General features: G+C 47.1%; 19 protein-coding genes. 12 read left to right on the top strand and 7 right to left on the bottom strand.

Annotated elements, in window-relative coordinates; genetic code table 11:
• Nucleotides 1-131: 131 nt before the first annotated feature.
• From HQ865_RS11745 to HQ865_RS11725, 5 genes are all read left to right on the top strand, one after another.
• Entirely contained in the window at nt 132-2933 is a 2802-nt protein-coding gene (locus HQ865_RS11745) for a TonB-dependent receptor (RefSeq protein WP_173415075.1), read from the top strand.
• Between the two features lie 11 nt (nt 2934-2944).
• Nucleotides 2945-3724 (top strand): GLPGLI family protein, encoded by a 780-nt coding sequence (locus HQ865_RS11740; RefSeq protein ID WP_173415074.1) that lies wholly within the window; start codon nt 2945-2947, stop codon nt 3722-3724.
• Nucleotides 3725-3893: 169 nt separating this feature from the next.
• Complete coding sequence (locus HQ865_RS11735; protein ID WP_173415073.1) at nt 3894-4937, top strand: carboxypeptidase-like regulatory domain-containing protein; 1044 nt, start codon at nt 3894-3896, stop codon at nt 4935-4937.
• A gap of 145 nt (nt 4938-5082) precedes the next feature.
• Nucleotides 5083-6357 carry a BamA/TamA family outer membrane protein gene (locus HQ865_RS11730; RefSeq protein WP_237073795.1) on the top strand — a complete coding sequence of 425 codons (1275 nt, stop codon included), beginning with the start codon at nt 5083-5085 and terminating at the stop codon, nt 6355-6357.
• A gap of 467 nt (nt 6358-6824) precedes the next feature.
• A complete protein-coding gene (locus HQ865_RS11725) occupies nt 6825-7589 on the top strand; it encodes a PI-PLC domain-containing protein (RefSeq protein ID WP_173415072.1) in 765 nt (254 codons plus the stop codon).
• A 145-nt stretch (nt 7590-7734) separates the two neighbouring features.
• Here the strand turns inward: HQ865_RS11725 and HQ865_RS11720 are convergent, their stop codons facing one another.
• The 4 genes from HQ865_RS11720 to HQ865_RS11705 all read right to left on the bottom strand — a co-directional run bounded on the left by HQ865_RS11720 (nt 7735) and on the right by HQ865_RS11705 (nt 14067).
• Nucleotides 7735-8952: an efflux RND transporter periplasmic adaptor subunit gene (locus HQ865_RS11720; protein WP_237073794.1), complete on the bottom strand. Its 1218-nt coding sequence runs from the start codon at nt 8950-8952 to the stop codon at nt 7735-7737.
• A 4-nt stretch (nt 8953-8956) separates the two neighbouring features.
• Nucleotides 8957-12196, bottom strand: coding sequence for an efflux RND transporter permease subunit (locus HQ865_RS11715; protein WP_173415071.1), 3240 nt, complete (start codon nt 12194-12196; stop codon nt 8957-8959).
• A gap of 7 nt (nt 12197-12203) precedes the next feature.
• Nucleotides 12204-13592 (bottom strand): TolC family protein, encoded by a 1389-nt coding sequence (locus HQ865_RS11710; protein WP_173415070.1) that lies wholly within the window; start codon nt 13590-13592, stop codon nt 12204-12206.
• A gap of 97 nt (nt 13593-13689) precedes the next feature.
• Entirely contained in the window at nt 13690-14067 is a 378-nt protein-coding gene (locus tag HQ865_RS11705) for a hypothetical protein (RefSeq protein WP_173415069.1), read from the bottom strand.
• 199 nt (nt 14068-14266) lie between these two features.
• On the opposite strand from HQ865_RS11705, the gene HQ865_RS11700 reads away from it, so the two are divergent.
• On the top strand, nt 14267-15205 hold the full coding sequence (locus HQ865_RS11700) for a PepSY-like domain-containing protein (protein WP_173415068.1): 939 nt from the start codon (nt 14267-14269) through the stop codon (nt 15203-15205).
• Between the two features lie 271 nt (nt 15206-15476).
• On the opposite strand, the gene HQ865_RS11695 is transcribed toward HQ865_RS11700, so the two are convergent.
• Nucleotides 15477-16373 carry a pirin family protein gene (locus tag HQ865_RS11695; RefSeq protein ID WP_173415067.1) on the bottom strand — a complete coding sequence of 299 codons (897 nt, stop codon included), beginning with the start codon at nt 16371-16373 and terminating at the stop codon, nt 15477-15479.
• A gap of 76 nt (nt 16374-16449) precedes the next feature.
• On the opposite strand from HQ865_RS11695, the gene HQ865_RS11690 reads away from it, so the two are divergent.
• Together HQ865_RS11690 and HQ865_RS11685 are read left to right on the top strand one after the other, a co-directional pair.
• The gene (locus tag HQ865_RS11690; RefSeq protein ID WP_173415066.1) at nt 16450-16650 is read left to right on the top strand and encodes a YqaE/Pmp3 family membrane protein; all 201 of its coding nucleotides are present in this window, start codon (nt 16450-16452) and stop codon (nt 16648-16650) included.
• Nucleotides 16651-16674: 24 nt separating this feature from the next.
• The gene (locus HQ865_RS11685) at nt 16675-17436 is read left to right on the top strand and encodes a YdcF family protein (RefSeq protein ID WP_173415065.1); all 762 of its coding nucleotides are present in this window, start codon (nt 16675-16677) and stop codon (nt 17434-17436) included.
• 95 nt (nt 17437-17531) lie between these two features.
• Here the strand turns inward: HQ865_RS11685 and HQ865_RS11680 are convergent, their stop codons facing one another.
• Nucleotides 17532-18863, bottom strand: coding sequence for a sensor histidine kinase (locus HQ865_RS11680; protein WP_173415064.1), 1332 nt, complete (start codon nt 18861-18863; stop codon nt 17532-17534).
• A 410-nt stretch (nt 18864-19273) separates the two neighbouring features.
• Between HQ865_RS11680 and clpB the strand changes: the two genes are divergently transcribed.
• A complete protein-coding gene (gene clpB / locus HQ865_RS11675; protein WP_173415063.1) occupies nt 19274-21877 on the top strand; it encodes an ATP-dependent chaperone ClpB in 2604 nt (867 codons plus the stop codon).
• A 234-nt stretch (nt 21878-22111) separates the two neighbouring features.
• Nucleotides 22112-22438 carry an Ig-like domain-containing protein gene (locus tag HQ865_RS26135; RefSeq protein WP_173415062.1) on the top strand — a complete coding sequence of 109 codons (327 nt, stop codon included), beginning with the start codon at nt 22112-22114 and terminating at the stop codon, nt 22436-22438.
• A 329-nt stretch (nt 22439-22767) separates the two neighbouring features.
• On the opposite strand, the gene HQ865_RS11665 is transcribed toward HQ865_RS26135, so the two are convergent.
• Nucleotides 22768-23199: a DUF1801 domain-containing protein gene (locus tag HQ865_RS11665; protein ID WP_173415061.1), complete on the bottom strand. Its 432-nt coding sequence runs from the start codon at nt 23197-23199 to the stop codon at nt 22768-22770.
• A 92-nt stretch (nt 23200-23291) separates the two neighbouring features.
• Here HQ865_RS11665 and HQ865_RS26060 point away from each other — a divergent pair, with 92 nt between their 5' ends.
• Together HQ865_RS26060 and HQ865_RS11660 are read left to right on the top strand one after the other, a co-directional pair.
• Complete coding sequence (locus tag HQ865_RS26060) at nt 23292-23417, top strand: hypothetical protein (RefSeq protein ID WP_262889729.1); 126 nt, start codon at nt 23292-23294, stop codon at nt 23415-23417.
• 121 nt (nt 23418-23538) lie between these two features.
• On the top strand, nt 23539-24600 hold the full coding sequence (locus HQ865_RS11660) for a glycoside hydrolase family 43 protein (RefSeq protein WP_173415060.1): 1062 nt from the start codon (nt 23539-23541) through the stop codon (nt 24598-24600).
• Nucleotides 24601-24602: the final 2 nt, after the last annotated feature.

Raw genomic sequence — 24602 nt, 5'->3', positions numbered from 1 at the left:
TTTTTTTAACCGGTTGCTCCAAAAGAAAACCATTAACTATTAATTTAAACTAAAAAATAAGTTAAAAAACGTTAAATTCAGTTTTATTACTAATAATTTAGTTTTATATTAGGCCATTATAACTGACCTAAATGAAACTACACCCACTTATCATCCTTATGATGCTGCTTTGCAGCGCCCGTTTATTTGCCCAAAGCCCTTACCACATTAAGGGCGCGGTGGCAGATACCTCATCAAAAACTAGACTGACCAATGCCACCGTTTGTGTGCTTAATGCCAAGGATTCCATCATCCGCAGGTTTGTGTATGCAAAGGAGGGCGGCAGTTTTGCCATTAACAACCTGCCCCCGGGTAATTTTATCCTGCTGGTATCGTATCCCGCTTATGCCGATTATGTAGAGAAGTTTACGCTCGATCCCGCGCATCCCACAAAGGATTTTGGTAGTGTAAATATGCCGCTGAAAAGCCGCCTGCTGCACGATGTGATTGTTAAAGGCACCGTGAACGCCATTAAAATAAAGGGCGATACGACGGAATTCAGCGCCAAAGCCTATGTGATACAGCCCAACGATAAAGTAGAAGACCTGTTGAAGCAACTGCCCGGCATACAGGTAGATAAGGACGGCAAGATCACCGCCAACGGACAAACCGTAAGCAAGGTTTTGGTAGATGGCGACGAATTCTTCGGTGATGACCCGACATTGGTTACCAAAAACCTGCGTGCCGATATGGTGGATAAAGTGCAACTGTTTGATAAGAAGAGCGACCAGGCCGCCTTTACCGGTGTGGACGATGGCAAGCGCACCAAAACCATCAACATACAACTAAAGGAAGATAAAAAGAACGGTACCTTTGGTAAACTGGATGGTGGTTTAGCCACCCAAAAGCTTTACGAGAGCCAGGCTATTTACAACCGTTTTAAAGCTAAAGCCAAATATTCGGCTTACGGTACTTCGGCCAATAACGGTAAGATAGGTTTGGGCTTCGCCGATAATAATGCCCTGGGCTCTTCTGCTAACAGCGTGCAGATCGACGATGGCGGCGGTATCATCGTGTTTGGCGGATCGAGTGATGGTTTGGATTCGTTTGATGGTACTTATTTTGGTAACGGTAAGCCTTTAGCGCACAACGGCGGCCTGCATTACGATAGCAAGTGGAACGGCGATAAAGAAACCATCAACACCAACTACCGTATCGGTTCGATGGATATTAACGGCCTGACAACCACCACCACACAGCAAACCTTAACAAACGGTATCATCAACACCAATTCGAGGCAGGGCTTTAACAATTATGCTTTCCGCAATAAGGCAGAGGCTACTTATACCATTAAGATAGATACTACATCAAACCTGAAGATTGGCGCCGATGGTGCGTTTAAAAACTTCAGGGTAATGAATAATTACCAGAACGTTACCGATAATGGCAACGGGAAGCTGATCAACTTTAACGATCGTGACGTAAATAATCATGGCGATCAGCAATTGTTTAACGCCAGTTTGTTTTACACCAAAAAGTTTAAAAAAGTAGGCCGTAACATTTCGTGGAATATCAGCGAAAGCTATAACAATAACGAAACTAAGGGTAACCTGAACTCGCGGGTGGATTTTTACAATACCACCAGCGGCGGAATAGACAGTACCCAGCGCATCAATCAATACAAAACATCTGATGTGTTAAGCTCGGTGTTGAACAGTAACATCACTTATGGCGAGCCGCTCACCAAATTCGCCTCGATGGTATTTAACTACGGCTTCGCGCTGAATAATAGTACTGCCGACCGGAAATCGTTTAACCAGGACGCGGCCGGCAATTACACCATTTTTGACAATGTATACAGTAACGATTATAAGCTGCTGCGCATCACCAACCAGTTCGGCGCATCGTACACTTATCGTAAAAAGAAGTTTAATACCACTTTAAGCGCTAAGGCCTCTATTGCCGATTACAAGCAAACAGACGAGTATACTATGAATACCTTTAGCCGCAGCTATGTTAACTGGTTGCCACGCGCCAGCTTTCAATACAGCCCGTCGTTACAAAAATCAATCACGTTTAGCTACAGTGGCTTTAGCCAGCAGCCGGGGATAGACCAGATACAGCCCATCCGTGTGAACACCGACCCTTTAAATATTACCCTGGGTAATGCCAATCTAAAACCCGCCTACAGCCAAAACTTTAGTGTTTACTACAATTCAGCCAAGATAATAAGCGGCACCAGCAGCTATGGATCGGTGTATTTTTATAACCAGTACGATGCTATTGTAAATAATACCGTAACTGATGCAAAGACCGGCAAAACAACCATTCAATATATTAATCTTACAGACCGCAGTCCGTATAACTACAGCGCCAGTTTTTCTACCAGCCGCAAAATTAAATCGATAGGCTTAAGCACCGGCATTAGGTTAAATACAAACGGCAACATCAATTACAGCTATATTAATAATGCTTTAAACGAAACAAAAAGCCGCACTTACGGCGCATCGCTGAATCTCTCAAAATCTGCTGTCAAAAAGTACGATCTTTACGTAAGCGGTGGCCCCTCGTATACGTTTAACGAGTTTTCGTTGCAGCCAACGGCCAATAATAACGCAGCCGGGTTTAATGCCTTTGGAAACGCGAGTTATTACCTGCCTGCCAAGTTTTTGATCAGGACGGATGCGCAATACACTTATACCGCTGCTACCCGAGCATTCGATGCACAGCGCATTACCCTTTGGAACGCTTCGCTAACCAAAACGTTTTTTAAGGATGATGCCCTCGCTTTTGCCGTAAACGCTACCGACTTGCTGAATAACAACCTGCGTACCAACCGTTATGCCAACGCTAACATGATCACACAAACCAATAACAGCGGTATTGGCCGCTACGTGATGTTCTCGGTTATCTGGAACTTCACCAAATTTGCTACCGAACCTGCTAAAAACTAAAACCTTATCACATGAAGAAGATCATTATTACCATACTTTGCCTGCTGCCCTGCACCACGCTGCTTGCGCAGTTTACTAAATTTACCCATAGCGGTACCGTTGAGTTTGAGAAGACCATCAACCTGTTCACCCTCGCCAAAGGCCAAATGTCTGCCAAGCCGGATGAGTTTGAAATGTTGCGTTTTAACGCGTACAAAAAAAATACGCCGCAATATCGCAAGCTAAAGTCGGTGTTGACGTTTACCGATGAGAAAACGTTATACACGCCTGTGCCGATAGAGATCAACGACAAGGTAATGGGTAACGATAACCCCATGGCCAGGCAGTTCAATACAGTATATAACGACTTAGCCACAGGCATGACCACCGTGCAGAAAAACGTTTACGAAGACCTGTACCTGGTAAAGGATAGCACCCGCCGGATAAACTGGAAGCTAACCGACGAAACCCGTGAGATTGCCGGTTACGTTTGCCGCCGTGCCAACGCGCTCATTATGGATTCGGTGTATGTGGTGGCTTTTTATACTAACGAGATCCACGTATCAGGTGGACCGGAAACTTTTACCGGCCTGCCCGGCATGATATTGGGCGTAGCCCTGCCGCACGAGGGCGTAACCTGGTTTGCCACCAAGGTAACCGATACCAGTGTGCCTGCCGCTACCATTACCGTACCCAAAAAAGGGAAGCCGGTAAATCCTAAACAACTATCGAAAGTATTGTGGGATATCATGAAAACATGGTCGACAGTAGGGAACAGGGGGCCTTATGAGATGAAGGTTTTTATGATGTAAAGACGTATTTATCGCGCATTATTATGATACAAGCCGGGGCATTTTTGCTCCGGCTTGTGTATTTGTAGCAGGTTCTTAATAAAAAGATGATTTGCCGTTAAACCTTGCTCATTATAAGTGGTTTAAGTATATACCTGTCCCCAATTGATCATCTATACCTTGCACAAATATGAAACACATTTTCTTATTACCCGCGCTCTTATTATTTGCTATTATCGCCCATGCGCAAACCATTAAGGGCAAAGTAACCGATGCCGAAACCGGTAAGCCTATTGCCGGGGCCAGCGTTTACCTGAACGGTACTTTCGTCGGCACCGTTACCGATACACTGGGCGTGTTTATGTTAACAACCAATAAAACCACCATCCCGCTGGTGGTGAGTTATGTGGGATATACTACGCACCAGATCAGCAATTATGCCGGCGTGGATTTGCAGATAATGATGACACGCAAGCCTACCGAGTTGGATGAAGTTACCGTTACGGCCGACGCGATGAGCAGGGCCAATAAAATGCGCATATTCCTGACCGAGTTTCTTGGCGCAAGTACAGACTGTTATATCGAAAACCCCGGCGATGTATGGCTGCATTATAGCAAAAATACCGAAGAACTAACTGGCGGTGCGGATAAACCACTGATCATCCATAATAAAAAGCTGGGGTATAAGATCACTTACTACCTGTCATCATTCAGGCATGTGCCTACGCAGACAGCCTATGAGGGCAATTACATTTTTGCCGAGGATACGGCAGGATTAAAGCGCAGTGCCATGAAGCAGTTATTAAAAGACCGCGATGAAGCTTATTACGGCTCGCGTATGCATTTTATACGGGCGCTTTGGGCCGATCAGCTGGCTAAAAACACTTTCGATATTTATCACCCTATGCCAAAAGCCGGGGGCGCCGCAGCCGGTGATAAACCTGGAATAAGTCAGTTGAGTTATAACGACCTGGTTGCCGTTAAAAGTAATGCTATCTTCCACGATCAGAAATTTATTGTGTTAAAGGATGAAGTGTCGGTTAATTATCAGCGAAGCCGGGATGTGAGGGAGCTATCGTACCTGCAACTTGCCGCCAACAGCGCCGGCGCGATGATAGACGCCGATGGCAACTACGGCGAAGGCATAGAATGGCGTGGCGATATGGGGCATTCGCGGGTGAATAAATTACTGCCGTTCGAGTTTCAACCGGTGGTTAAACGCGATAAAAGGTAATAACGCGCGCCAAACAATTCGCTAAAAAGCAGGTTTAAACATAGTTCGTACCCCACAAATGTAAAGGACTGTGTATACTAACTGTTATGATCTCCGCTTTGTTATTAGCAAAGCCACACTTATAAAAAGCCTGCTGATTGTATCATTGATAAGCTTTTGCACACTTGCTCACGCGCAGGTAGTTGCCCCGGCCGATTCGTTAAAAGCCGATTCTCTGCGGATACTTAAGCACAAGCAGGCTATCGAAAATACCAGTTATCAGTACGATGTTGGTGATCTTGCCCGCAACCTGTTTCATCCGGGCAAAGGACCTGACAGCCTGCATAAAAGCTCGGGGATAACGGTGGTGCCCAATGTGGCGGCTAACCCTACCATCGGCGCGCAACTCGGCATTAAGGCGGTGGCCGGCCGTAAACTGGGCGATGATCCGCGTACGCTGATGTCTGTGGCGGCTACTTCGGCGTCTATCACTACCAAAGGCATTATTTATTTTTATGTAAACCACAACGTTTTTACACCCGGCAATAAATGGAACTTGCAGGGCAATATCGTAGCGGCCAAAACCGTCAGTCCCGATCATGGCTTTGGTATAGGTGCCGGTAGCAATAGCGGTGCACCGGGCGATGTGGTATTGGCCAATCCAACGCATAAGGGTTATGCTATCCATTCCCTCTATTTTAATCTGCGCGAAAAGGTGTATAAACAAGTGCAGGATAACCTGTTTTTAGGCGCGGGCATGTCGTTCGAGGTGCGGCGTAACATCCAAACCGGCGATGTAGCTGCCAATAACATCACACCATCGGGTATTTATAATACACGCTTTGGTTTCCCGCAGGATCATTACTCGGCAAATGGTTTCCTGTTTAATGTGCAGTACACCACGCGCGATAACCAGAACCGGGCTTACAAGGGCATCTACTTTGATGCCGGTATCCGCGCCAACCAAACCTGGATAGGCAGTACCAAAAATGCCCTGCAATTCACCACCGATCTGCGTAAGTACATTAGCCTGTCTGCCTCAAGTCCCGAAACCGTGCTGGCCTTTTGGAACTGGGGTAACTACCTCATCAGCGGCGCTATCCCTTATCTTGAACTACCCGGCACGGCCCGCGATGGCCAGTTTAAAAGCGGCAGGGGGTACACCGCCCAATACTTTAAAGGCACACAGTTTAATGATACCGAGGCCGAGTTCCGCTTCCCCATCCTGGCCAATAAGTTTATCAGCGGGGTAGTTTTCGGCAGCCTGCAAACTGCTAACGATCTGCAGGGGACTAAACTGTTCCAAACCTTTCAGCCTGGTTATGGCGGCGGCCTTCGGGTGTTGTTTAACAAAGCTACACGCACTAATCTGGCTTTGGATTACGCTTTCGGCAAGTTTGGTAACCGGGGGTTTTTCCTGAATTTGAATGAGGCGTTTTGATTTAGGTCATTACGCTTCGCTGTCATTTAGCGTATAGGTGCGGAGGATTGTGCGATTCCCTCCCAACGGGAGGGCGTATGGAGGGGTTATTCAGTATCACATCGTGGCCAAACCCCTCCCTGCCACAACACAGACCTAACGCACCCTCCCAGAGCTACCGTGTCCCACATCTTCCCACCTATAATACGATAGAGCAGCGAGGGGAAAGCGGTATGGAGCGAAAGAGAACTATCTCTTGACCGTAGGCAAAAAATCTTATACGTGAAGCCGGCTGCGCGTATAAGATTTCTCACCCTTGCCCGGCTATTCCCTCCCCGCTAAGGATTCGAAATGACAATTTGATTTTAATAAAAAATGTGGGCGCACGGTAGATCCCGGAGGGAGGGAACTTTCTTAAGCCCCACATTTAACAAACATTTAAACCACCGCACATCCCGCAAATAAAAATATCGCCTATACTTGTATCCATGAAAATCCTGTCGAAGCTGCTGGTACTGGTAGCTGCTATTGTTATTACAAAAATCACATCCGCGCAAAGTGGCTATGCGGCTATAAATGCCCATTCGCATAACGATTATATGCAGGCAGCACCCTTCACCCATGCTTACGGGGCGGGCTTTGGCGCTATCGAGGCCGATATTTTCCTGAAGAATGGGCACTTGCTGGTTGCGCACGAGCTGAAAAGCGTCAACCCTGATCGTACGCTGAAAGGGATGTATCTCGATCCGATAAAGGAATCGTTGAAAAAAGATACCGGTCGCCGTTTAACCTTGCTGATAGATGTTAAGGAGGATTACTGGTACGAAATGCCGGTGCTGCTGGAAGAACTGAAACCCCTGCGCAAATATTGCAAAACCGATAAAAAGGATGGCCGCCTGCTCATCCTCATCAGCGGTAACCGACCGCCACCGACCGAATTTGCCAACTATCCCGATTATATTTACTTTGACGAGGATCTGCGCCATACTTACACGGCCGAACAATTGAAAAAAATAGGGCAGGTGAGCCTCCAATATTCGCTTTATTCAAAATGGAAAGGTGTAGGAGCGATCCCTTTGAAAGATGAGCAACGAATAAAGCACGTAATAGACAGCGTGCATAGCCTGGGCAAACCCATCCGCTTTTGGGACGCGCCGGATAATAAGGCAGGATGGTCATCGCTTATCAAATTGAAAGCAGATATTATCGGCACCGATCTTATTGATGAGCTATCGGCTTACTTGAAGCAATAAAGAGGAGTGATGCAATTCATATAAAACAGCGATGGGCGTAATGCCCATCGCTCACTGTAAAAACCGCATATGTTATATACAGTGTACAGGCCTCGCGCCTGCAGTTTTTATCTTTATGTTTTGCGGTAAGTGTATTGCAGAAAGCTTACTTCACCGCATCCCCATTCTTCAACTCATCGTTAGCATTAAGTACAATTTTGTCGCCGGCTTTCAGGTTGCCAAAAATTTCGGTCGAATCTTTGCCGGTCATGCCATCTTTAATATCTGTTAACGCGGCCTTGCCATCTTTTACCACAATCACATATTTCCGCTCGGTAGAGCGTACAATGGCGCCATTGGGTACCAGTAATGATTTGGCGCCCGACACCATCGGGATCTTCACCTCGGCATACATCCCGGGTTTTAATTGGCTGTTGTTATTCATCACATCAATCTCAATAGCCTCCGAGCGCATGCCGCCCAAGCTGTTTGCCGACCGGCTGATCTTTGCCGTATGATCCACTCCCGGGATGGCATTAAAGCTGAAGGTAACAGCTTGCTTCAGATCAACCTTGTCTACATAATCTTCGGGTATAGCCACTTCAAGGCGAAGTTTGCGGGTATCCTGTAATACCAGCATGGGCTGGTCGGTGGCCTTGCCGGGGGCTACCAGCGCGCCCGGTGATACATTACGCTGAACGATGGTGCCGTCGAAAGGTGCATAAATGCGGAGGTAGCCCTGCACCGTTTTTACCGATTCTACATTCGAGCGTTCGGCCTGGGCGATAGCATTATCGGCTTTCATACGGGTTAGGGCATTATCCAGATCCAATGGCGATACCGAACCGGGTTCCTGCGCGGCCTGTTTTAGGCGGGCATATTTCTCCTTGCTGGCATTGGCCGTTTCCTGTGCCTGCAGGTAGCGCGAGTTGGCGGCCTGTAGTTGCGATTCCATTTCGGGCGCTTCCAGCGTGAGCAGCAATTGTCCCTTTCTTACTTCTGATCCGCGGTCGACATAAATTTGCTTCACAAAACCGTTTACTTTGGGGAACAGGTTTACCTCGTTAAAAGGGTTCAGTTGTCCGGGCAGGCGGGCATAGCTGGAAAGCGTCTTTTCGGCAATGGTTCCTGTTTCATATTTCTTCGGTGCAGCGCTCTTGTTTTCGGTAAGGTCAACCGGCTTTTGGTTGCCTCCACAGGCAGCTAACAGGCATGTGGCAGCGATGCATAAGGCGCTCAGCTTCGACCGTTTAATAAACTCCATATTGAAGCGGTGCCCGGAGCGGTGTTGTTGGGGCGGTACTATCTTAACCATATGATGTAATGTTTTTCCGCTTGCCGGGCCATTGGCCTCATTGTCGGATTTATTGAATTTGATGTTCATGTTTTTATGCTGTTAAGGTTTCGGTAAATGTTTCGTCTTCGGGCATTAGCGATGGGGACACGTAGGTGGTTTTATCCTGCACCCAGGCAAATACCAGCGGCAGTATAAATAAAGCCGCCAGGGTTGATGCGAACAACCCACCGATAACCGCCCTGCCCAGCGGCGCCGTTTGTTCACCCGCTTCGCCCAGGCCCGATGCCATGGGGATCATCCCCGCCATCATGGCTAAGCTGGTCATCAGGATGGGCCTTAAACGGATAGCGGCGCTGGTGATGGACGCGCGGGTGGCATCCTTAAATTCCAACCGCAACTTCTCGCCATTGGTAACGATAAGAATAGCATTGGCTACCGATACCCCTGTCGACATGATCATGCCCATGTACGATTGCAAATTGAGTGTAGAACCCGTAAGCAACAAAGCCGTCAACGAACCCAGGATAACCGCCGGTACGGTTGATAATACCGTCAGCGATAACTTGAACGATTGGTAATTAGCCGCCAGCAACAGGAAGATCACCAATACGGCGAAACCCAAACCGCTTTGCAAACTGCTCATGGTTTCGGTAAGCAAGTTTGTCATACCCTTTAAATCGGCTACTAATCCCTTTGGCGGTGTACCGATGGTTTTAATGGCCTTTTGTACATCGGCCGTGGCGGTACCCAAATCTTTTTTATAAATATTGGCGCTCACGGTTAAAAAGCGGCGCGGGCCGGTGCGGTCGTATTCGCCGGGGGCATAGGTGGTTTTAAAGGTGGCCACATCGGCAAGGGTAGGGGTACTTTGGCCTTTTAACAGGGGGATCTCCTTTAACTCATCCATGGTGTTCATGGTGTATTCGGGTATTTGCACCTGCACCTGGTAGGTGTATTGCTTATCCTCGTCCAACCATTGGTTCTTCTCGGTAAAGCGGCTGGATGAAGTACTGGCTGTTACCGAACGTGCGATATCGGTCACATTCAATCCAAATTGCGATACCTTTTGCCTGTCCAGCGTTACGGCTATCACCGGAATTTTCAATGGCTGAACGATTTGCACATCGCGCAGGTAAGGGATCTGCTTAAATTTGGCTACGGCCTTGTTGGCATAATCCTCAATCTGTGCCATATCCTTGCCGGCCACGCGCAGTTCTATCGGTGTAGCCGCGCCCTGGCTCATGATCTTTTCGGTCATGTCAATGGGCTCGAAGGTGATGCGCAGGTCGGGCATGGCATGGGCGATGTTTTTGCGCAGGGCATCTTTCAGTTCGTCCATATTCATGTGGTAGCTCTCATCCAGTTTCACCTGTAACACAGCCTCGTGCGTGCCGGTATTGAAGATATACAGGTTACTGCTGCCATAACTACTGGGGATGATACCTACATAACCCGAACTGATCTCTACGTGATGATCAACCGTTTTATCGATGATATCCAGTACCTGTTTAAACTTGTCTTCGGTACGCTCCAGGCGCGTGCCATCGGGTGCTTTAATGCGGATAAGGAACTGCCCGTTGTTCAGCTTAGGCATCATATCCTTACCAATGATGGCGAAGCCGACACCCGCCAATACCACAACCACAACAAGATATACCGGGATGATCCACTTCTTATTTGGCATCCATCGGGTAATGATGGCCATAAAGCGCATTTTTACCCGCTCGAACAGGTCGTTCTTTTCGGGATGCTGCTGTTCGTTTTGAAGATGGGTATTAACTTGTATCTCCTCCGGCCGGTTAAGCGCCTCGCCGGCATGGGCGTGCAGTTCGCCGTGGTGATAGTGTTGGTATTGCTCGGCCTTAATAAGCCAGTTACTCATAATCGGCACTAAGGTTTGCGCAAGGATGTACGATACGATCATCGTCAACCCGATTGACATGGATAGCGGCAGGAACATCGCCCTCGGCACGCCATTCATCAGGAACGATGGCGCGAATACCGCCAGGATACAAAGCAATATCAGTAGCAGCGGGAACGATATCTCTTCGCAGGCATCGTAAATGGCCAGGCGTTTGCTTTTGCCCATCTCCAAATGTTGGTGGATGTTCTCGATAGTTACCGTAGCCTGGTCGACAAGGATACCGATGGCCAGCGCCAGGCCGCTCAATGTCATGATATTGATGGTTTGGCCAAACATGCCCAGCAGCATCACACCCAATAAAATAGATACGGGGATGGTAATCACTACGATCAAACTACTCCGCCAGTCGCGCAGGAAGAGCAGTACCATTAAACCGGTTAGGAGGGCGCCTAAACCGCCCTCGGTCATCAGGCTTTTTACAGCGTTGATCACAAATACCGATTGGTCAAACTCGTACGATACCTTGATATCATCGGGCAGCAGGCTCTGCATTTCGGGCAGTTTGCTTTTCAAGCCCTGCACCACCGACCAGGTAGAGGCATCGGCTGTTTTTACGATGGGGATATAAACCGACCGCTTGCCGTTGATCAAAGCGTAATCGACCGTGATATCCGACGCGTCGGCCACGCGGGCCACGTCTTTTACAAATACCGATACACCGTTCTTAGTTTTAATGGGAATATCGCCAAACTCCGCCGATTTCTTCACCAGCGAATTGATGGTGGTGGTGAACATGGTATTATCGATACGCAAATTACCCGATGGCGACATGGCGTTGAATTTGGCCAGCGCCTCAACCACCTGATCAGGTGTTAACTCGTAGCTGCGCAATTTATTGGGGTCGACACTTACCGTGATGGAACGCGAGTTAGCCCCGAACGGCGGCGGTGCAGAAAGCCCCGGCACCGAAGCGAACATGGGCCTGATGCGGGTGGCCGCCATATCGTAGATCTCCTTTAAACTACGCCCGGGAGCCGACATCACAAGCTGGCCCACCGGCAACGATGAGGCATCGTACCGGATCACTTGCGGCGGCAACGCCCCGGGCGGAAAGAATTTCATGGCGCGGTTTACCTGCAGGGCTACTTGTGCCTGTGCTTCGGCCATATTGGTGCTTTCGTAAAAGCTGATCTTAAGCATCGTTAGCCCCTGTATGTTTTTGGTAGTGATGTTTTTGATACCGTTTACATACAGGAACTGATCCTGCAAACGGGTACTGAAAAAGCCCTCCATTTGCTGCGGCGACATGCCGCCGTACGATTCGATCACGTAGATCGTTGGCAGGTTTAACTGCGGGAAAATATCAATTGGGATATTGAGGGCGCTTAACACGGCAAATATCATCAGGCTGAGGGTGATCACCACCACCGTGATAGGTCGTTTAAGCGCGGATGTAACTATAGACATTCGGAATTTAGTTTAATAGGTTTAAAACTGAACCAACCTGGTTGCCGGTAACCGCCTTTTGAAACAGCGCGCTGATATAAGCGTATTTAGCCTGCGCGTAATCGGTTTCGGCACGGTACAGGATGTTGAGGGCGGCGTTTAGCTCGATGATGTCGGTCAACCCACTGCGGTATAGCGATAGTTTTTGCCGGTAACCCCTGTTGGCCGCCTGTAACTGGTTAGGGATCTCCTGTAACCGTAACCGTGCGGTGCTCAATTCGGCATCGGCCTGGTTAATGCTTAATGCCAGCAACGATTTTTGTTCGTCCAGTTTCCGCGACGCGTAATCGGTAGCTACCTTTTGCGTGCTTAGCTTTAGTTGCTTACGGCGCAGATCGAACAGGTTATAGGATATACCAACGCCCACCAGGTAGTTATTCCTGTCAAAACCCCAGCCGCTGGAAAGGTTGTTAAAGTGATCGTTACTGATGCTCGATCCCCGTCCCCAGGCTGCCGCTTCCAACAGTATTTTTGGGTTGTATTGCTTTTTAACCAGTTCTTCTTTTTGTAAACTGCTTTGCAATACCGACCGGTAATAGTTAATAGCGGGATGGTTGGCCGTATCTGGCGTGATCAATGCCGGCATCGTGGCTTGCGTAACCAGTTTGGCCGCCGAAAGCGTATCGGGGATGATGTTCCGGTAATCGATCCCGCTGATATTGCCCAACTGCAACTGTACCTGTTTGTACTGGTTATTCAGTTCGATATAGGTGAGGCGCGCTTTGGAAAGTTCGGCTTCGGCAATACTGGTATCCACACCGGGCCGCAGGCCGCTTTTTGCCAGCGATTGGATAGACCGCCTGATCTGCTGGTCGCGTTCGATATTACGCGATTGGATAGTTAAGTAATCTTGTAACCTGATGAGTTGCAGGTAGGCGCCAATGACATAACCTTGTAACTGATATCGCGAGCGCTGGAACTGGTTTTCTTCGACGGTTACTTCTGCCCCCGCCACCTTGTTTTGCGCGGCGTAGGCGCCAAAGTTGTAGGCTTCCCAATCAAAGGCGGCGATACCTAAATTTACCAGTGCTGTGCTGGTATTGCTTTGGGCGCGCACCCCGCTGGTGTTTGATGGCACAATGCCGAAGCCAAAGTAAGGCCCGGCGGTATTGTTATTGGTGCCCACATCGGCCTGGTAATTTAGCTTTAAGTTGGGCAGCCAGTTGTTGCGGGTTTCGGTGGCCTGGGCCTTTTTAATGGCAATGGCAACCGAATCGGTTAAGAGCGTAGGGGCATTTTTATCAACCCTGCTTAAAATTTCCTTTAGAGAAACCGGGGCAGGGCCTTGCTGCGCATGGGCGCAAACTGCAATTAGCAGTAATAAACCCAGGCAGCAATATCGTTTGAAATATTGCATTCTGTTAAATGATGTTTTAAAAAAATCAGGAATAAATAGAATAGCCATACACACCCGGCAGGGGAGTTATGGTTGATTATTTAAACAGAATGATGGATCAAATAATAAGTTGCCCCACCAGCAGGTAGCGTGCCTGTGACTGAGCCAGGTGCAGTTTAATATGGGCTATAAAACCCGAGGTGATGTTTTTACCGGCATTAAGTATAGCAGGTAATATAAAGGCGAGAGCGGCTGTAAATAATAATAACGATGGCAGGGTGGGATCGGCGAGGCGCTTTTGGATACCGGCGAGACTAAACTCGCTGTCTTCGTTATGCTCCAGCTTGCGCTTGGTGAACGATTTTACCAGTATACTTGCACGGTGATGGGTTTTACGAAAATAATGCTGATAGCGCAAGGTATACCCCACAAAAGGCTTCGCCACAAACATAAACATGGCAAAAACAAGGAAATATTTAAACGCTGACACCGACATTTTTCTAAAACGCAATAATAATAAGCAAAGTTGATAAGAAATAAATTTGGTATTTGTTTGTAACTAAAATGTTGCTGTTGTTGGTTTAAAACAGTCGTTAATCCACACATCCCCGCCATTCACCGATACAATGCTGCGGCTTTGCATCAGCCTCCTTAATTTCATTTCAGATTTAATACCCAATTAAAAATTAAGAGCAATGAAAAAGTTAATTACCATCTATTACACACTGGCTGCATCGGCCGCTGTTGTATTTGCGCTGAGTTCATGTAACAAGGAGGCGGTATCGTCTTTAAGCACTGGCAGCAGCAAATCGGCATCAACGGTAACCGCCACCACCAACGGCGATCTGCTTATCGCGGCTACATCGAGCAGCAGTACAACCACTACGGCAGCCACTAAAGATTCGCTATTCCTGATGAATGCCTGCCCGGCCGGAAAACGCCCGGATACGGTTGCGTTCAGCGCCTTGTCTGCAAGCATTACCACTTATTTAACTACCAACTATTCGGGCTATACCTTCCAAAAGGCATTTAAGGTTACCGATAAGAGTGGCACTGTTACCGGCTACGTGGTAGCTATCAATTATAACAGCAAACCGGTTGGGTTAAAATTTGACGCCAGCGGCACCTTTGTAGCCGTGCTTGAACAACGCGAGCGCGCCGATCACGACGGACCAGGCTGGCACCCGGGCGGCCGCTTTGATAACCGCAACGGTATGCACCCTGATACTATTGCCCTAAGCGCGTTGCCGGCCACCATCAAAAGTTACTTCACTGCCAATTATGCTACCGATACCTTACTACATGCAGTGGTAACTAAGGATACCAGCTATATTGTATTCAGCGCTAATAAGGGCTTGTTCGCAACCTCGTTCACCTCTAAACTGGTGTTTAGCAAAAGAGTGCAGTTGTATCCAAGGCCAATCAAAACCCCGGTATTGCAGGCTAACCTGCCGGCCGCTATCAATACTTACCTGAGCGCTACCTATGCCGGTTATGTGTTCGATAAGGCTTTTGTAGAAAAGGTAAGCGGCGTGGTATCTAAATACGTGGTGCTGATAGACGCCAGCGGTACACGCTACGCGGTACAGTTTGATGCCTCGGGCGTATTTGTAAAGGCGACTACGATTAAGTAAGATTCCCCGGAAATCAACATATAATTAAACGTTAACCCCGGCTGGAATTATTCCTGCCGGGGCTTTTTTATACCTGGGATCGTCATGTTGAGCGATATAATCCCGGCGGCCTCTAATGGTTTTTATGACATGCCGATGAAAGCCCCCTCTAAATCTCCCCCAAAGGGGGAGACTTTGGAACCCTCTCCTCTGGAGAGGGCAGGGTGAGGCTTCAGCGGAAAAACATATATGTCATGTTTCGCTATCGCTCAGCATGACGGATAGAGAGTGGCTACTTATGCGCCTTCAAATTCACATTCTCAGCAGGCAGCGGCACAAACTCCGTCTCTCCGGGTACCTGGCCAAACTCCTGCGCCTGCCAGCGGGCTTTGGCCTGCTCAATACGGTCGTGATCGGTACTTACAAAGTTCCAGTAAATAAAGCGCTCCTCGGGGAAGGGCTCACCGCCAAAGAAGTAAATAGTAGTACCCGGGTTCATGGTAAATTCGCAAAGCTGGCTTTCTTTAGCCACCAGTAATTCCTTAGGGCCAAAAGTGGTACCTTCACTTTCGATGCTGCCTTCTAATATATACAGGCCAACCTCGCCGTAAAGGTGTTCGCCTAATTTAATGCTTTGGCGGGCCGGGCTTTTCAACTCCAGGTAATATAGCTTGCTGTAAACCGGCACCGGTGATGTTTTGCCGGCGATGGTGCCGGCCACTAAGGTATAGCTTACGCCATCGGTTTCCCACTTGGGCAGGTCTTCTTCGTTAGCGTGGTAAAACGTCGGGGCCATCTCTTCCAGGTCCTTTGGCAGCGCCACCCATATTTGCAGGCCGTGCAGGGTTTTATTGCTTTGGCGCAGGTTATCGGGCGTGCGTTCGCTGTGAACGATGCCCTTGCCGGCGGTCATCCAGTTTACCTGGCCGGGTTTTATTTCAATATCGGTACCCAGGCTGTCTTTATGTTTAATATTCCCTTCGAACAAATAGGTGAGGGTAGACAGCCCGATGTGCGGATGCGGCGGAATATCCATGTTCTGACCCGGACCTAAAACGGCAGGCCCCATGTGATCGATAAAAATAAACGGGCCCACCATCCGCTTCCCCTGGAATGGCAGCAGGCGGCCCACCATAAAGTTGCCGATATTACGCGGGCGTTCTTCGATAATAAGGTTGATGTTTGACATGTTTTTTGTTTTGGCGAAATGTGTGATGCAATATACCCACCTGTTTGTATATTAGCCTAACCCAATATTTGTTTTTATGCGCTACTTTCTATGCATTATATTTCCGCCGGCAGCTGTGTTAAGCACCGGCAGGCTGTTCACGCTTATACTGAATATCATTTTAACCCTGTGTGGCTGGATACCGGGAGTGATACACGCCATACTGGTAACCGGCGATTTTTACGAGAACCGCCGCAACAGGCAACTGATCAGGGAGATGAGGCGTAACCGGTATTAGTACCATCCTTAACCAGCTTGCACTATGTACTTCCTGCTCAGTAAAATATTGCTCTTTCTCATCTTTCCAATTTATTGGATATTTGTTTTGCTGTTGATAGCCGCGTTTACCAAGCGTAAAAAACTGCGTAAATGGACATCCATATCCGCGGTTGTTTTAATGCTGATATTCTCCAATACCTGGCTTTGCAACCTCTTTGAACATATTTGGGAGTATCCGGCCGCGCAACTGCCGGATAATGCACACTACAGCGCAGCGATCGTATTGGGGGGCTTCAGTTCACAGATCAGCGCTACAGACGGACGTTTTAATGCAGCATGCGAGCGTTTTTTACAAGCCGTACGGTTACAAAAAACAGGTAAGGTATCACATATCATGATCAGTGGAGGTAACGGTACCTTAAATCCGAGGCAGTTTTCGGAAGCAGTTTGGGTGCAGGGGCAACTAAAGCAGTTTGGCGTTCCGGATAGTGCTATCGTATTGGAGACCAAATCGCGCAATACATTGGAGAACGCCAGGTTCTCTGCCGAAATATTAAAGACAAGCGGGTTGAAACCGCCATATCTGTTAATTACATCAGGCTATCACATGCGCCGCGCACTGATGATATTTAAACATGCCGGGGTTGATGTGGTGCCGTATCCCTGCAACTTTAGCACCAGTAATATTAGCAGGCCATCATGGCTGGAGATGGTGCCCGATATGGAGGCCATTACCTGGTGGAACGGTACGATAAAAGAGGAGTGGGGCTATATGGTGAATTACTTTATGAAACCAGCCAACTGACTTGTTATTAATATCGAATGATAAATGTTAAATAATAAATGTAAAACCCTTTATCATTCGTTATTTATCATTCGATATTCGGCATTCTCTACTTTTCAACCAGCCAAAGGCAGCCTGATGCTAAAGCAGGTGCCCTTACCTTCTTCACTATCCACGCTGATCTTTCCGCCATGCTTCTCGATGATCTGTTTAACAATACTCAATCCCAATCCGGTTGAGGCTTCACCTTTTAAACCTTGCCGGCCGGCCTTGGTAAATCGTTCAAAAATGTGTGGCAGCATATCCTTTGGGATACCCAGCCCATGATCCTGCACCTGCAGCAGGGCCATATCATCCTCGCGGCTTAAAATAATATCCAGGTTATCCTTTTCTTTCGAAAACTTTAACGCGTTGCTGATCAGGTTATCCAGCACCCGGTTAAATTTATCGGTATTAAGGTGCACGTATACATTGCTGGCGTGTTCGGTGAGTATAATATTGTTCTTTATCTCACTCATACTTTTCCAGGTTACGATGATACCTTTTACCAGCGCCGCAAGGTCTATCATTTGGGTTTCGAAGGGACGGTCGTTCTCATTTTTGGCCACCTCAAGCAAATCGCCGATGATGGAGCGGGCCTTGGCGCATGATGCCTTGATCATGTCCATGTTTTCTTCGGTTTCCTCGTCAAGGTCTTCCAGCGCCATCATCATCGTTATCGATTCAATGGCGGCGATGGGGTTGCGCAAATCATGCGCAACGATGCCCAGTACATCATTCTTAAAATCGCTGGCCTTTTCAATCTCAATATTTTTCCGCCTGATCTCGTTCAGCTGCATAAAATGGCTGGCCTTGTACGAGTAAAAATAGCGCGATATAAAATAAAATCCGCAAAGGATAACGATAGATGTCAGCTGGCTATAGATCACCTCTGACGGGTCTGCTTCGCAAAGGAACAATACTACCGTAAATATCAGCTCGGTAAGGATAGTGAGCATGATGGTGTCCTCGTACTCAAACACGCACATCACACTTACAGTGATCAGCGCCACCAGGTATAGCGTAAGGTTACCCCGTGTACTAAAATTTGCAATAAAACAGGATACAATACCCGCGCACAGCAGAAAAATGGAGAACGTGATCACTATGAAGGCCATAAGGCCGGTAGCTTTCTTTGTTTTATCAAAAGCCGATAGTAATTGCCGGGTGATAAGATAAAACAGTGGCGTTAAGCCCAGGTATATCCAGTTGCTGAAGTTAAACTCGGGGAAATTGTTGGCATGCGTAAGATTATTGGGCGCGGCAAAATAAAATAACCTCAAAAAAGCGTTCAGCGCGAAAAAAACGATACAGACCACACGCACCGCCTTCAGGTTTTGAAGCGTGTAGTGCTTACGGAAAGCCGACCTGTTATTGGCAGGTATATTTTTAAAAAAATAAATATTCAATGGAGCGCTGAACTTGGGCCGTTCAAAAATATAAAATTTTTAATCTGTTTAGCATGCCAAATAAAAACAACAGGCATAAGCACCCAATAAATTGCGCAAATGTTAAAAGAAGGCTATTCTTTAAAACCAAACAGGTAGGCCACAATTGCAAATAGCAAAACGGCAAAGGAAGCGGCAGAGATGAAAAACTTTTTCATTGATAAGGGTGTTTTTAAAGTATTAAACGGATTTGACGCCCAAAGGTTTACTGGCCACCATGTAACATTTATATGGATGTTTTAAACGGTTTTACTGCAACTATGGCAAGTACTTTTAATCAAGCTTGTCAATTTGACGGACAACTTTAGCGTTTGCCTGACTTTTTTTCATATCCTGCTGATTGGCAGTGCATTTGATGAGATAACAGTACTATGAATTTCAACAATTTTACCATAAAAGCGCAGGAGGCTGTGCAAAAAGCCTCGGAGATCACCACAGGTAACCAGCAGCAGGCTATTGAAAATGCGCACTTGCTGAAAGGCTTATTATTGGTTGATGAAAATGTGATCAGTTATCTGCTTAAAAAGCTTAACGTAAATCTGAACCGCTTGAACGAACAGTTGGATCAGCAGATCGCGTCGTTCCCTAAGGTGAGCGGCAGCAATGTATACCTGTCAAGCAGTGCCAACAGCGCCTTGCAAAAAGCACAGGGTTATCTAAAGGAATTTAAAGATGAGTTTGTATCGGTAGAGCATATCCTGCTGGGTATCCTTGCCGTAAGCGATAAGGCCGGCAGCGCCCTGAAGGATATGGGTGTTAACGAGAAAGACCTGAAAAAAGCCATTGTAGAACTGCGTGGCGATAGTAAGGTAACCGATCAGAACGCCGAAGCCACTTATAACGCATTAAACAAATACGCCCGCGATTTGAACGAATATGCCGAATCGGGCAAGTTAGACCCGGTGATCGGCCGTGATGATGAGATCCGCAGGGTGATCCAGATCTTATCGCGCCGAACCAAAAACAACCCGATACTGGTGGGTGAACCCGGCGTAGGTAAAACCGCTATTGCCGAGGGTATCGCGTTTCGTATCATCAAAGGCGATGTGCCCGAGAACCTGAAGAGTAAAACTGTTTACTCGCTTGATATGGGCGCGCTGATAGCCGGTGCCAAATACAAAGGCGAGTTTGAAGAACGCCTGAAGGCCGTAGTAAAAGAAGTTACCCAGGCCGATGGCGAGATCATTTTGTTTATTGATGAGATCCACACGCTGGTAGGCGCCGGCGGTGGCGAAGGCGCTATGGATGCCGCAAACATCCTGAAACCTGCCCTGGCCCGTGGCGAACTGAGGGCCATTGGTGCCACTACTTTAAACGAGTATCAAAAATATTTAGAAAAGGACAAGGCACTTGAGCGCCGTTTCCAGATGGTGTTGGTAGATGAGCCGGATACGCTGGATGCCATATCGATTTTACGTGGTTTGAAAGAGCGTTACGAAACCCATCACAAGGTGCGTATTAAAGATGAGGCCATCATTGCCGCGGTAGAAATGTCGCAACGTTATATATCCGACAGGTTTTTGCCTGATAAGGCCATCGACCTGATGGACGAGGCCGCTTCTAAACTGCGGATGGAGATGGATTCGGTACCGGAAGCCGTTGACGAACTGGATCGCCGGATTATGCAGCTGGAGATTGAGCGCGAGGCGATTAAGCGGGAAAAGGATAACGACCGTGTGAAAGAACTGAGCCGGGAGATAGCTGATCTGTCATCAGAACGTGATTCACTCCGTGCCAAATGGCAGGGCGAAAAAGATCTGGTTGATGGCATTAATCAAAAGGTGGAGCTGATAGAAAGCTATAAACTTGAAGCTGAGCAAGCCAAAAGAGCGGGTGATTATGGCAAGGTAGCAGAATTGGAATACGGCCGCATAAAAGAGACCGAGCAGGAGGTTGAAAAACTGAAAGCTGCATTGCTTGAAAATCAACAGAACAGCCGCATGCTGAAGGAAGAGGTTACTGCTGATGATATTGCCGGCGTGGTATCGCGCTGGACAGGTATACCGGTGAGTAAAATGATCCAAAGCGAGCGCGAGAAACTGCTGAACCTGGAAGAAGAACTGCACAAGCGTGTCGCAGGGCAGGAGGAAGCTATCGAGGCTATTAGCGATGCCATACGCCGCAGCCGTGCCGGTTTGCAGGATAAGCGGAAGCCAATAGGTTCGTTCATATTTTTGGGTACCACCGGCGTTGGTAAAACCGAGCTGGCCAAAGCCCTTGCCGAGTTTCTGTTTAACGATGAGCAGGCGCTGGTGCGGATAGATATGTCTGAATATCAGGAGCGCCACGCGGTATCAAGGTTAATCGGCGCGCCTCCGGGCTATGTGGGTTATGATGAAGGCGGTCAGCTGACCGAAGCAGTACGCCGCAAGCCTTACAGCGTTATCCTGTTGGATGAGATCGAAAAGGCTCACCCGGATGTATTTAATATCCTGCTGCAGGTGCTGGATGACGGCCGTTTGACCGATAACAAGGGCCGCGTGGTGAACTTCAAGAACACCATCATCATTATGACATCCAACATCGGGTCGAACATCATACAGGAAAACTTTACCCATTTTGATGATAAGGATAAGGAAGAAGTGATGGCCAGGACAAAGAACCAGTTGTTCGAGTTGCTGCGCAGCACCATCCGCCCCGAGTTTTTGAACAGGATAGACGAGATCATTATGTTTACCCCGCTAAGCAGGGACGAGATAGGGGATATCGTAAAATTGCAGTTCCGCCATGTGCAGCAAACGCTGGCCGAAATGGGCATTACGCTTGATGCTTCGGAGGAGGCACTGGACTGGCTGGCGCAGTTAGGTTACGACCCGCAGTTTGGTGCAAGGCCGCTGAAACGGGTGATCCAGAAACGCATCCTGAACGAACTTTCTAAACAAATTTTGGCAGGCAAAGTAGATAAAGACGCCAAAATAAAATTGGATATGTTCGATAACCAGTTTGTTTTTCTGAATGATAATAACGGGAAATAATATATGCGATAGTTAAATATTGCCTATTGATTAATAAATACAAAAACGGAGTACAATAAGTACTCCGTTTTTGTTATATAAATAGCTATTAACGAAAGTTTTACAACTAATGGGAATAAGAAAAATTATGCACAAAAGAGTTGAAATGTTTAAAAATAAATTTTAAAACATCAGAAATATATTATAATATTGACCCTTAATATACCTGTGTATTGATAGTATAGTTTACCCTAAGTGAAAATTAGTTTATTCATATTGATCATTTTCGGCTTTCTGCTTACTACTGCTTGCCAAAAAGCAAGCACACAGGTAGTCCTGCAGACCATAAAATTTCAGTCTGAAACATTAAACAGGGCGGTTGGCGACAATCTTCAACTTACCCCTATATTTACTCCATCCGTATTTAGTAGCATCGATGTTGTATGGTCAACTTCCAACGACGCTGTTCTTACTATTCAGCCAGATCATACCATCCATGCTAACAAAGCTGGTTCTGCCTGGATAACTGTTAAAGACAAAAACAGTGCCACCGCAGGCAAGTGCCTGATCATAGTGAACTGATTCTATTTTTTTAACAGTGTTTTCCACGTTTCTTAGTGTTGTTTATACCCCTTATACGGTAGGGTTTTTAAAAAGTTCTGCTTTTTTTAATTTTTTTTAAGATTTTTTCGGGGTGTATTTTTCGCATTGTGGCGGTATATCCACGTTGTTTGTAGGGAATCCTATTGAGGTAGTAGTGAAATGACCAGAAGAAGAGATTCATGCTGAAGTTGTTTCAGCAACTTTACAAAGGTTTGATGTGCAAAGTATAAACGATAAAAATAGGATCCCAATAGAATTCAGATGATATGCCGGATAATTCCGCTGTGTGGCGTATCCCGGTTAATAGTTCAATCTTCATTCGTTGCCTTAACTCCGTACCTTATCGCATCTTCAAGTACATTCAGGTTGATATCCTGCAGTTTTTTAAACTTAATGCAATAACCGGTTACGCTGGCTTTGCCCAGTTCTGGTCCAAAGGTCTGGGCAAGGTAATTCTTATCTTTTATCCCCATAATATAAACAGATATCCCGGTAGTATTAGCGCTCATGCCAATTTGGTAAAACTCCCTTGTCGATCCATCTGCGTATTTCATCGTATAAGCCCCGTAGCCTGCATTGGGGTTGCTAACCGTTTTACCGTCCGCGTCTTTGCCATCTAAAAACCACAGTTTACATCCCGGCAATGTTTTAAGAATGTGCGCGTGCAGGGTTTGCATGTCGCTACGTTTGGATTCCGGTTGGCTGCTGATATAGTTATCTATCTGTTCCTGTATACTCATAATGATGGGGATGCTGTTTATTCAAATCTCGTTTATTTTTTAGTCATCGAAAAAAGATTTAGGTCGTTTTTTCCTAACTACCCTTCATCGTCATGGCGAGCGTAGCGTGGCTATCCCCGATAAGCAGGGGGATTGGCATGTCGACCTTTAAACTGGGGATAGCTACGTCGCTATCGTTCCTCGCTATGCCGATGTGGTGGTTTATCCAGAATAAATAAAAAAACTTGCAGATTTTTTAACGGCGAGGCAGTTTGAGGTAACAGATAGTGCATGATACTTATAATTGTTAAAATAACATTTAATAATTATGTTTGCTTTAACCAATTATTCCTGCTGCAAATGAAAAAACTTTTACGTCTGCATATCCTTGCGCTGATAATGTTGTTACCGGTGACAGGCATCGCGCAAAAAAAGGCCAAATTCCCACCCGAAAAGGATATGAAAGCATACCTGATGGTGTATTTTAAGGACGAAACGCATGGCCTTTACTTCGCGCTGAGTAAAGACGGTTACAGCTTTACCGATGTTAACCAGGGCAAGCCCATTATTGCAGGCGATACCATTGCCGAACAAAAAGGTATCCGCGACCCGTACATCTACCGTGGTGCCGATGGTATGTTTTATACCGTACTGACCGACCTGCATATCTACGCGCAAAAGGCAGGCTACCGCAATACCGAGTGGGAACGTGATGGCAAGCAGTTTGGCTGGGGGAATAACCGCGGATTGGTGATTATGCAATCGCCCGATTTAGTGCACTGGAAACATCATGTGCTGCGGGTAGACCAGGCTTTCCCCGGCTTAGAAAATATTGGCTGTGCCTGGGCGCCAGAGGTAATTTACGATGAGGTTAAAAAACTCCCGATGGTTTACTTTACCATGCGCAAGGGCGTTGAAAAAGAGAAGGTGTACTATGCTTACATGAGCGAAAACTTCGACAAGATGCTTACCGAACCCAAACCCATTTTCGAGTATCCTAAACCTTTTGCTTATATCGATGCCGATATTACCAAAGTTGGCAATAAATACCACATGTTTTATGCTTCGCACGATGGCACTTCGGGCGTAAAGCAGGCCGTGTCCGATTCCATCAACACCGGCTATCAGTTTGATGATAAATGGTACGATCCTGAACCAAAAGGTTGCGAAGCCCCGACGGTTTACAAGCTGATAGGGCAGGATAAGTGGATACTGTGTTACGATATCTACCGCATTAACCCCAATAATTTCGGCTTTAGCGAAACTACCGACTTTGTGAATTTTAAAAACCTGGGCCATTTTAACGAGGGGGTGATGAAAGCCACCAACTTTTCGCAACCCAAGCACGCGGCTTTTATACAACTTACTAAAAAAGAAGCGCAGCGCCTGGCCGATAACTGGAAACTGGATATGAAATTTTGATC

The sequence above is a fragment of the Mucilaginibacter mali genome, assembly GCF_013283875.1.
Classification (GTDB): domain Bacteria; phylum Bacteroidota; class Bacteroidia; order Sphingobacteriales; family Sphingobacteriaceae; genus Mucilaginibacter; species Mucilaginibacter mali.
This window is presented reverse-complemented; position numbering and strand designations above follow the sequence as displayed.